Raw genomic sequence first — 10,234 nt, 5'->3', positions numbered from 1 at the left:
TCTCGAGAGGGGAGTTGGTTACGTTGTTTAAACAAGAATTTGAGTTAGTTAATAATTTTAGTATCTGTTTTTCTGTTTATAATTAAGAGATAGCTTTGGTATTCTTAATACACACTCCTAGCCTCTCTCGAGAGGGGAGTTGGTTGCGTTGTTTAAATAGGATTTGAGTGAGTGATGGGTTTGAGTATTCCCCTCTAGAGAGGGGTTAGAGGTGTGTGATTTTGAGTTTGTGAAAAATTCGTAATTTTAAGATAATCAAAGTTATAGATGCTTTTGACTATGAAAAAACGAAAACTTATTCCTTATGATCCGAAATTAAAAGCCTATGCTCGTGAATTGCGGAATCATTCTACTCAAGTAGAGATTTATTTATGGTTGAAGCTGAAAGGAAAACAAATGCGGAGTTATGATTTTCACAGACAGAAACCTATTGATCGCTTTATATTAGACTTTTTTTGTCATGAGCTTATGTTGGGGATTGAAGTTGATGGGATTACCCATGAGACTTTAGAAGTTGTCAAAAAAGATAATGTAAAGGATAAGCGTTTACAGCAATTAGGAATTTGTGTTTTGAGGTTTACTGATTATGAGGTTAAAACACAAATGGAAAGTGTTCTTCGTCCTATTGTTGATTATATTGATGTGTATGAATTGAAATAAGGCTATGGATATAGCTTTGGTTTCTTATAGTGCACACCCCCCAGCCCCTCTCTAGAGGGGAATAGGTTACGTTTTTTAAAGGAGTAATTAGTGCTGTTTATTCTCTTTGTTATTATTGTTTACTTTTAAAACACACCCCTGGCCCCTCTCTAGAGGGGAGTTGTATTGGGGTATATAAGGTGTTTTAGGGGTGTTTATTACGTTTATATTTTATTGATGTTCGTTTTTTGTTTTCATAAGGATACATTCCCTGCTCTTCAGAAGCAGGGTGTATGAGATGATGCTTTAAAAATTACATCAAAACACGGCTGTACACTTAGGAAAAAACACTAAAATGCTTATCTTGTCCCCTGAAAATATAACTACGCCTAGATTACATTGGAAGACCAACATACCAACAAAAACATTTTATTTTTAACAGGAACCCGTGCTGATTTTGGAAAAATAAAATCCTTAATAGCAGCGGTAGAACTCGCTCTTAATTTTACACCTTATGTGTTTGTGACAGGGATGCATCTACAGCACACCTATGGGTATACCTTAGTGGAAATAGAGCGATGCAAGTTTTCAAATCTACATACTTTTGAGAATCATACGCACGAAACGACTATGGACCTTACTTTAGCAAAGACCATTACCGGTTTGTCTGAGTATGTTAAAATTTGTGAGCCCGATATGATTGTGATTCATGGGGATCGTGTAGAAGCCTTAGCAGGTGCTATAGTGGGCAGTTTAAATAATATTTTAGTGGCTCATATTGAAGGCGGTGAAGTCTCAGGTACCATAGATGAGCTTATACGACATTCTACTAGTAAAATGAGTCATGTGCATTTTGTCTCTAATGATGAGGCCAAACGCCGTTTGATGCAAATGGGCGAATTGGAAGCGGCTATTTTTGAGATTGGCTCTCCGGATGTGGACATTATGTTTTCATCTTCCTTACCAGATTTACAAACTGTAACATCGTATTATGATATTCCTTTTCAGGATTTCGCAGTACTTATGTTTCATCCCGTGACTACAGAGTATAATGATATGGAACGCTATGCTAAACATTTAGTAGCAGCTTTACTTGATGACACACATAATTATGTGGTTATTTTTCCAAATAATGATTTAGGGAATGGTGCTATTTTGAAAGCTTATGACTCTTTAAAGGATCATTCAAGGTTTAGAATATTTCCCTCTATACGTTTTGAATACTTTTTAACCTTATTAAAACACGCTCAGTTTGTTATTGGTAATAGTAGTGCTGGTGTGAGAGAAGCCCCATATTATGGTGTGCCGGTGATTAATATAGGCACACGGCAACAAAATCGAGTATCCCATAGTGATATTATTAATGTAGACTATAAACAAGAAGCTATTTCAAATGCATTGCAGACTATTGATAGGACTCCTAGACAAGACGTTGCTGCCCAATTTGGATCAGGGAACAGTGCCCAATTATTTATGGATTGTCTTAGTCAAGATCATTTGTGGGCTCTAAATCATCAAAAACAATTTCGTGATTTATGAGTTTAAAACCACATATCTTATTTGTTGTCCCGGATGGCGTAGGTATTAAAAATTATTTGTATTCAGATGTCTTAAAACATCTTATTCGTGCAAATGCTAAAATTAGTATTTGGTCGCCTTTGCCAGAATCCGTTTTTGATGAGGTTAAAACCTTACATAATATAGCCATTGGTTATCAATCTTTAGTTTTAAAAAAAGAACCCTTACTTACTCGCTTTTATAGAGAAGCTACTACTTATGCACGTTTGTTGCGAAATACCGCTTTAAAAAATAATCCTACCATTTTAAGTAATTGGAATCTTCCTAAAGGCAATTTTAAGTTGAAGCTTTTATATAAAGCCGCTATGCAGATGGGGACTTATTTATCTAAAGACTATAAGCGTATTTTGCATTATGAAACTAAAAGTCGAGACGGTTGGAGTGCAAAGGTTATTTCCGAATATATCAAGGATTTAGAAACGCTTCAACCTACTTCAATATTTATTACACATCAAAGAGTTGCGAGTTTAATGCCTATTTGTATAGCAGCGCAGCGATTGGGCATCACTGTCCACACGGTTATTTTTTCTTGGGATAATGTCCCTAAGGCTCGTTTATGCGTTATGGCAGATCAATATTTAGTATGGTCGGCATGGATGAAAAATGAAATGCACGATTATTATCCAGAAATTGAAGCCAGTAAAATTAAATTAGTGGGTACTCCACAATTTGATTTCTATTTGGATAAAACTAAGATTTTAGAGCGTAATAAATTTGCAGAACAGTATGGTTTGGATCCCAAAAAGCACTGGGTTTGTTTTAGTGGTGATGATATTCGTACATCTCCTTATGATGCTGATTTTTTAATGGATGTTGGAGTTGCTTTATCTGAATATCAAGATGATATACAGGTGATTTTTAGACGTTGTCCAGCCGATTTTTCTGCACGTTACGATGCTGTTTTACAACGATATAATTCATTGATAAAGTCTGTAGACCCCTTATGGCATGTTGCTAAAGGAGGGAATTGGACTGGAAATGTATCAAAATATGAAGATGTCGCTATGCAGGTTAATTTAGCTTATCATTGTAAGACTGTAATTAATTTAGGGTCTACTATGGCTCACGATTTTAGTATGTACAACAAACCGTGTTTGTATTTAAATTATAATCCATGTACAACGAGTGATTGGAATGTTGAGACTATTTATAATTATCAACATTTTAGAACAATGACAGGATTAGATGCTGTAGGTTGGATACCTAGTAAAGATCACATTGCTGCTGTGGTTTTAAAAGCTATAGGTCAGCCGGAAACTATTGCAGTAGATCGTAAAGCTTGGAGGGATGTAGTGGTTAGACAACCAATAGAAGATAATTCAATACTAATAGCTAACACTTTGTTATAATGCATATTTGTTATATTACCAATGAATTTCCGAAACCAGGTTTTTCTCACGGAGGTGTGGGGACTTTTATCGCTACCATAGGTAAAGCGTTAGTATTGGAAGGTGTTCAAGTTAGTGTTGTTGGTATGAATTATGTAGATGAAGAGGAAACAGCGAATATTAATGGTATAGCGGTTTATCGCTTAACTGCTAAAAAGTTAAAAGGCCTTCAATGGTTTTTTAATACCCGAAGTATAGAAAATAAAGTGCAAGAGATACATAAATCTACACCTATTGATATTGTAGAAACTGCGGATATGGGGTTGACATTTATAGGAAAATTACAAGGTGTAAAGTATGTGATACGAATGCATGGCGGTCACCATTTTTTTGCAGAGTCAGAACAACGTCAGGTTGAGATATGGAAAGGGTGGCAGGAAAAACGCTCCTACAAACGGGCCGATGCATTTATAGCTGTTTCTGAATATGTGAAATCGCATACAGAAAAATTTTTGACATTAAAACCTAGACCAATTACTATAATAAATAATCCTATTAATATTGAGTTATTTCAACCTATTGAAAATTTAGTAATACCCTATAAACTGGTTTTTGCTGGAACGGTGTGTGAGAAAAAAGGCATAAGACAATTGATACAAGCTATGCCCTTAATTTGGAAAATTTTTCCATCAGCCACGCTTGATATTTACGGCCGTGATTGGTATTATCCTGATGGTCGCTCTTATATAGAATATTTGAAGGTTCATGAATTCGCAATACTTGGAGATCGTAAACAACAGGTTGTTTTTAAAGGTGCGGTTGATTATGACCTTCTACCTAGTAAATATGCGGAAGCGAATGTCTGTGTGTTTCCTTCACATATGGAAACTTTAGGTTTGGTGGCACCTGAAGCCATGTGCATGGAAAAACCCGTAATTTTTACAGCTCTAGGGCCTGGCCCAGAAGTAATCACACATTTAAAAACAGGGCTGTTAGTAAACCCTTATAGTTCTGAAGATATTGCCGAAAAAATAAAGTGGGTATTTGAGTATAAAGATGAGGCACACGCATTAGGTTTAGCCGCACGTCAAGAGGTGTTAGATCGTTTTAGCATTCAAATTATTGCAGAGCAAAATTTGAATTTCTATCAGGATTTGAAGAATAAATAGGATATTATGTTTAAAATATTTAAAACAGACTTAAAAAAATATGAAGACTATAGCGGCAAGTCTAAGGCTATACTGTTATTGACACAACAAGGGTTGTGGGCTTTGTTTGTTTACCGAATCTCAAATAGTATATATACCTCAAAGCTTCCAACTTTTTTTAAAACTATATTGCTATTAGGATGTGTCATATCGCAGAAGTGGATAGAAATTATTACAGGTATATCTATTCCATACACAGCAACTTTGGGATCGCATTTTTATATCGGACATTTTGGAGGTATTATTATAAATGCGAATGCTGTTATTGGTGATAACTGTAATATTTCTCAAGGTGTTACCATAGGCGTGAGTGGTGTTGGTTATAAGCGTGGTGTACCTGTTATTGGTCATGATGTTTATATTGGAGCAAACGCGGTAGTTGCGGGTAATATTAGTGTTGGTGATGGGGCTGTTATAGGTGCAAATTCTTTGGTGACCCGAGATGTGTCACCACGTACAACTGTTTTAGGTGTACCTGCCGTAAAAATAAATGATAAAGATTCAAAAGGTTATATATGAATAACAAAACAAAAAAATTGTTGATAATTTCTTTAGCGCCAACAATTCTAAAAGCTGGTAAATATTGGTCTTATTCACCGTATGTGAACGAAATGGATTTATGGTTTAAGTATGCAGATCAGCAACGTATATTATCTCCATTTACTTACCCTGAAGAGGTTTTAATGAAGCCGTTTGGTACAAAAACTATAGAGCGCTATTATATTCCTTTTTTTGCTTTTAATTCCTTTTTCAATATATTAAAAGCTATCGTATTTATGCCCTTTATAGTCTTTCAGATGATTAGAGCCATGGCTTGGGCAGATCATATTCACTTGCGTTGTCCTGCCAATGTAAGTTTGATTGCTTGCTTTGTACAAATTTTGTTTCCTTGGAAAGAAAAATCAACTAAATATGCGGGGAATTGGGACCCTAATAGTAATCAACCGGTCGCATACCGAATGCAGCAAGCCATTTTGCGACATCCTTTTTTTACTCGGAATATGAAGGTTTTGGTGTATGGAGATTGGCCAGGCGAAACTTCGAATATTCACCCCTTTATTTCGGCTACATATTACGATACAGAGAAAGTACCTTTTATCCCTAAAAATTATACCCAAGAATTGGTGTTTGTTTTTGCAGGGATGTTAGTTCCCGGAAAGCGTCCCCTTTTAACGATACAATTTATTGAACAATTGAATGCGAGAGGCATTCCTGCGCGTTTAGAGTTGTTTGGAGATGGGCCGTTGATGGCTGATGTGAGAGCCTATATTACAGCTCATAGTTTAGAGGAGCAGATTACGGTACATGGAAATCAAGATAAAACTGTGGTTAAAGCAGCGCTTTTAAAAGCTCATTTTAATATTTTATTATCTAAGAGTGAAGGTTGGCCTAAGGCCGTGGCCGAAGGTATGTTTTACGGCTGCTTACCTGTAACTACAGCAGTGTCTTGTGTGTCCTGGATGGTGGGTGAGGGGCAACGTGGGATTATTGTTGAACCTAGTTTGGAACAGGCTGTAGACCATTTTATTGTGGTGTTTACAGCTTCAGATTTAAATATTATGGCTGAAGCGGCTTTAAATTGGTCGCAACTTTATACCTACAATAGGATGGAGGCAGATATTAAAAGTGTATTAGAAGGTACTTTTGTAAGTCGCGTCTAATATCAATGAGATTAGATAAAAGAAAAGATTAGTCTTTGGATATTGCACATTTATTAAAAAAAGCGACACCTTACTACTATATTGAAAAAAACAAGCAAAAAGTTTAGCGATATGAACTAGTAAGTTGCAGGTTTTCATATAATGTGTACCTTTATCTCGCTATTATAAAGAACTACAAATTCAATATACTCTATGTCTATAATTTTAATTACCGGCGGTGCTGGTAATATTGGCAGTCGTTTGTCTTTGCTATTAGCGAACGATCTGGATAATCATATCGTTATTCTAGATAATTTGTTAACCGGCGTACGTGCACATGTTCCTAGTCAAGATAATGTCACGTTTATTGAGGCTGATGTTAATGATTATGAAGCGGTAAGTTCTGTATTTGGACGTTTTGATTTTGATTATGTATTTCATCTTGCTGCTATGGTTGGTGTGAAACGCACTTTAGCTCATCCTATTCAAGTTTTAAATGATATTGAGGGTATAAAACATATTTTGTCGTTGTCTAAGCACTCCAGTGTAAAACGGGTGTTTTATTCTAGCTCCTCTGAAGTGTATGGAGAACCTTTTGAAGTGCCACAACATGAAAACACTACGCCTTTAAATTCTAGATTACCTTACGCCATTGTTAAAAATGTAGGCGAAGCTTTTTTTAAGTCTTATTTTGACGAATATGGACTGCCTTATACCATTTTTCGGTTTTTTAATACCTATGGTCCTCACCAAAGTACCGATTTTGTTGTTCCACGCTTTTTGCATGCGGCTTTAAATAATGCTCCTATTACAATTCATGGGGATGGCTTACAAACCCGTTCGTTTTGCTATATAGATGATACCGTAGAAACTTGTATTAAAGCGATGACAGAAGGGAAGCATATAAATGATGTGCTTAATGTAGGAAATGACGTTGAAATGACCATTTTAGACTTGGTACAGACTATAAAAGATTTGACGCAGTCTACCTCTGAAATTATACATTTACCCGCTTTAAAAGAAGGCGATATGCGTAGGCGTTGTCCGGATAGTACTAAAATGAAAGAGGTCTTACAGCGAGAATTAACTCCTCTGACTGTTGGTTTACAACATTTAATAGAGGGTTGTTTTTAAGCAAATCAATTATATTATACTTCTCTAGCTTGCTTAACGTTTAGGTGGGCTGTTTATGATTTTTAGAACCTGAAGAATAAGTATAAAATCTCGGAAAGTTCTCTACAAATTTAGTATTTTCAACCCCCAAATTAAGATACGGTATTGAGGGTATTACAACTTATAGATAGTTTAGATGCAGGAGGTGCAGAGCGTATGGCAGTGAATCTTGCTAATGCTTTGACCTCGAGTGTAGAACGTTCTTATTTATGTGCTACTCGCGCAGAAGGCTTGTTAAAGCAAGGCTTGGTTGCTGAGGTGGGCTATTTATATTTAAACCGTAGAAGTACATTAGATTTGGCGGCATTACAGCGCTTGGTTTGTTTTGTACAACAGGAGCAAATAGGTATTATACATGCCCATGCCTCGTCTTTTTTTATTGCGACCCTTTTAAAACTTCGTGTTCCCAAGCTTCGGCTGATTTGGCATGATCATTACGGGAATAGTGAATTTTTAGACCAACGCCCTAAACGGATGTTACGATGGTGTTCTCGTTTTTTTTCGGCTGTTATTGCTGTTAATGCTGGTTTGGCCACATGGAATAGCGAAGTCTTGAAATGTAGTACGATTACTTTTTTACCCAATTTTGTTGTGCCTTATCAATCTAAGGCTGTAACAGCATTAGCAGGATCAACAGGAAAACGTATTTTGTGTTTGGCGAATTTGCGACCTCAAAAAGATCATGCGACTTTATTTAAAGCCTGCCAATTGGTGTTTGCAAGCTATCCGGATTGGAGTTTGCATTGTGTTGGACGAGAAAGTGATGATGAATATACTAAACAGCTTAAAGACATGGTTACAGGTTTAGGTCTTGAGACCCCTGTCTGGTTTTATGGCAGTTGTCCGGATACGGGTTCTATTATTGCTCAGTGTGATATTGGTGTACTTGCTTCTGCTTCTGAAGGCTTGCCTTTGGCTTTATTAGAATATGGGCAGGGGGGATTAGCCGTGGTGGCTACAGCCGTTGGAGATTGTGAACGTGTTATTACCTCAGCAGCATATGGCAGTTTAGTGCCTGCAGGAGATCCTGAAGCATTAGCAGCTGCGCTGTCCCAATATATTTCAGATAGCACAGCACGTCAAACTGTTGCTAAGGCTTTAAACGGTTATGTTTCTACCCACTATGCCCAAGAGAGTGTGGTTAGTAAACTCTTATCTATTTATAATACATAAACATGCACGGGAATAAAATACATAAAAAAAAATACCATTTTACCAATGACCTGTATGTGCTGTTGGTGGTGCTGCATCTGTTTGTGGGTGTAGGGATTTTTTATATCCCGTTATTCTCTAAATTGTATTTTACTATTGTGTGTTTGTACTTTATAGGTAAAGTATTAATGTCTCCTACTCGAGAAAAAGTGATGTGGGTGTTGTTTGGGTGTGCTTATATTGCCGCAGCCGAATCCCTCTTTCGGATGACTGGAGGCGGACTGTTTTATGAATTTTCTAAATACTATGTTATTTTACTGGTACTTATGGGTATGTTTTTTACAGGAGTAGCCAATAATAGTTATCCATACTTTATTTATTTTATTTTATTAGTACCTGCGGTGCTTGTGGCTTCGACAACATTAGGCTACGATTTAAACTTTAGAAAATCTATAGCTTTTGTATTGAGTGGGCCTGTGTGTTTGGGCGCTTCTGCACTGTATTGTTATGATAAAAAATTGACCCAAGAACAACTGTTACAAATTTTAGCCTGTATGAGTTTTCCTGTATTGGCTATGATGGTGTATTTGTTTTTATATAATCCTAGTATTAAAGAAGTGTTAAATGGTACAGGTTCTAATTTTGATGCTTCGGGTGGGTTTGGGCCTAATCAAGTCTCGTCTTTATTGGGATTAGGTATGGTTGTTTTGACTGTCCGCTTCTTTTTAAAATCACCTACCATATTTTTAAAAGTCTTTAATTTGGTGTTGTTGGGCTTAGTGTCTTTTAGAGCTTTAGTGACTTTTAGTCGTGGGGGAGTGATCACTGCTTTAATGATGATTATTGGGTTTTTGGTAGTGCTTTATGGAACTTCTTCTTTTAAGCGTCGGCAACAGATTTTAGGTTCATTGATTATTTTGGGAGTTGGGATTATAATTACTTGGGGTATTACCACCAATCAAACCGATGGGATGATTGAAAATCGATATACCAATAAGAATGCCACTGGAGAAGAAAAAGAAGATATTTCTACAGGACGTGTTGATTTATTTGAGCGCGAATTTGAAGGTTTTTTGAGACATCCGTTTCTAGGCGTTGGAGCGAGTGGGATGAAACAGGTGCGTTTGGAAGAGGAAGGGAAAATTATTGCCTCACATAATGAGGTGAGTCGGTTGTTTTCTGAGCATGGTATTTTTGGAATTTTAATATTATTGCTATTAATTATTACGCCATTATCTTATAGAAATCAGCATAAAGGCAATATGCTTTTTTATTCTTTTTTAATTTTTTGGTTTGCGACCATAAACCACTCGGCCATGCGTATTGCTGCCCCAGGGTTTATATATGGGTTATCACTATTACATATTACACATGAAAAAAAACGTACTCTACCTAGGAAACAACTTATCGAGCAGTAAAACCAATGTCTCTTATATGAAAGGGCTTTCTACCGCTTTGAAAGGTGAAGGGTATAGCGTGTTGTGTAAATCTGCAATACAACAAAAATTGGGGCGGG

At 36.5% G+C, this 10,234-nt stretch carries 9 protein-coding genes; all 9 read left to right on the top strand.

Annotated elements, in window-relative coordinates; genetic code table 11:
* Window positions 1–279: 279 nt before the first annotated feature.
* The 9 genes from AST99_RS12290 (at window position 280) to AST99_RS12250 (ending at window position 10,136) form a co-directional block, all read left to right on the top strand.
* Window positions 280–660: an endonuclease domain-containing protein gene (locus AST99_RS12290; RefSeq protein ID WP_057782136.1), complete on the top strand. Its 381-nt coding sequence runs from the start codon at window positions 280–282 to the stop codon at window positions 658–660.
* Window positions 661–1,038: 378 nt separating this feature from the next.
* Entirely contained in the window at window positions 1,039–2,178 is a 1,140-nt protein-coding gene (gene neuC / locus AST99_RS12285) for a UDP-N-acetylglucosamine 2-epimerase (protein WP_057782135.1), read from the top strand.
* The gene (locus AST99_RS12280) at window positions 2,175–3,566 is read left to right on the top strand and encodes a hypothetical protein (protein WP_057782134.1); all 1,392 of its coding nucleotides are present in this window, start codon (window positions 2,175–2,177) and stop codon (window positions 3,564–3,566) included. Before neuC ends, AST99_RS12280 begins: the two co-directional genes overlap by 4 nt.
* Complete coding sequence (locus AST99_RS12275; RefSeq protein WP_057782133.1) at window positions 3,566–4,714, top strand: glycosyltransferase family 4 protein; 1,149 nt, start codon at window positions 3,566–3,568, stop codon at window positions 4,712–4,714. The genes AST99_RS12280 and AST99_RS12275 overlap by 1 nt, the downstream gene beginning before the upstream one ends.
* Before the next feature lie 6 nt (window positions 4,715–4,720).
* Window positions 4,721–5,272: a serine O-acetyltransferase gene (locus AST99_RS12270; RefSeq protein ID WP_057782132.1), complete on the top strand. Its 552-nt coding sequence runs from the start codon at window positions 4,721–4,723 to the stop codon at window positions 5,270–5,272.
* The gene (locus AST99_RS12265; RefSeq protein WP_057782131.1) at window positions 5,269–6,414 is read left to right on the top strand and encodes a glycosyltransferase family 4 protein; all 1,146 of its coding nucleotides are present in this window, start codon (window positions 5,269–5,271) and stop codon (window positions 6,412–6,414) included. The genes AST99_RS12270 and AST99_RS12265 overlap by 4 nt, the downstream gene beginning before the upstream one ends.
* A gap of 192 nt (window positions 6,415–6,606) precedes the next feature.
* On the top strand, window positions 6,607–7,527 hold the full coding sequence (locus AST99_RS12260) for an NAD-dependent epimerase/dehydratase family protein (protein WP_057782130.1): 921 nt from the start codon (window positions 6,607–6,609) through the stop codon (window positions 7,525–7,527).
* Between the two features lie 144 nt (window positions 7,528–7,671).
* Complete coding sequence (locus AST99_RS12255; RefSeq protein WP_057782129.1) at window positions 7,672–8,739, top strand: glycosyltransferase; 1,068 nt, start codon at window positions 7,672–7,674, stop codon at window positions 8,737–8,739.
* Window positions 8,740–8,741: 2 nt separating this feature from the next.
* Window positions 8,742–10,136 carry an O-antigen ligase family protein gene (locus tag AST99_RS12250; RefSeq protein ID WP_057782128.1) on the top strand — a complete coding sequence of 465 codons (1,395 nt, stop codon included), beginning with the start codon at window positions 8,742–8,744 and terminating at the stop codon, window positions 10,134–10,136.
* The last annotated feature ends 98 nt before the right edge of the window (window positions 10,137–10,234 follow it).

Origin of the sequence: Formosa algae, assembly GCF_001439665.1 — a bacterium.
GTDB lineage: Bacteria > Bacteroidota > Bacteroidia > Flavobacteriales > Flavobacteriaceae > Formosa > Formosa algae.
Note: the sequence above shows the minus strand (reverse complement) of the source record. Positions and strands in the feature narration are given on the sequence as shown.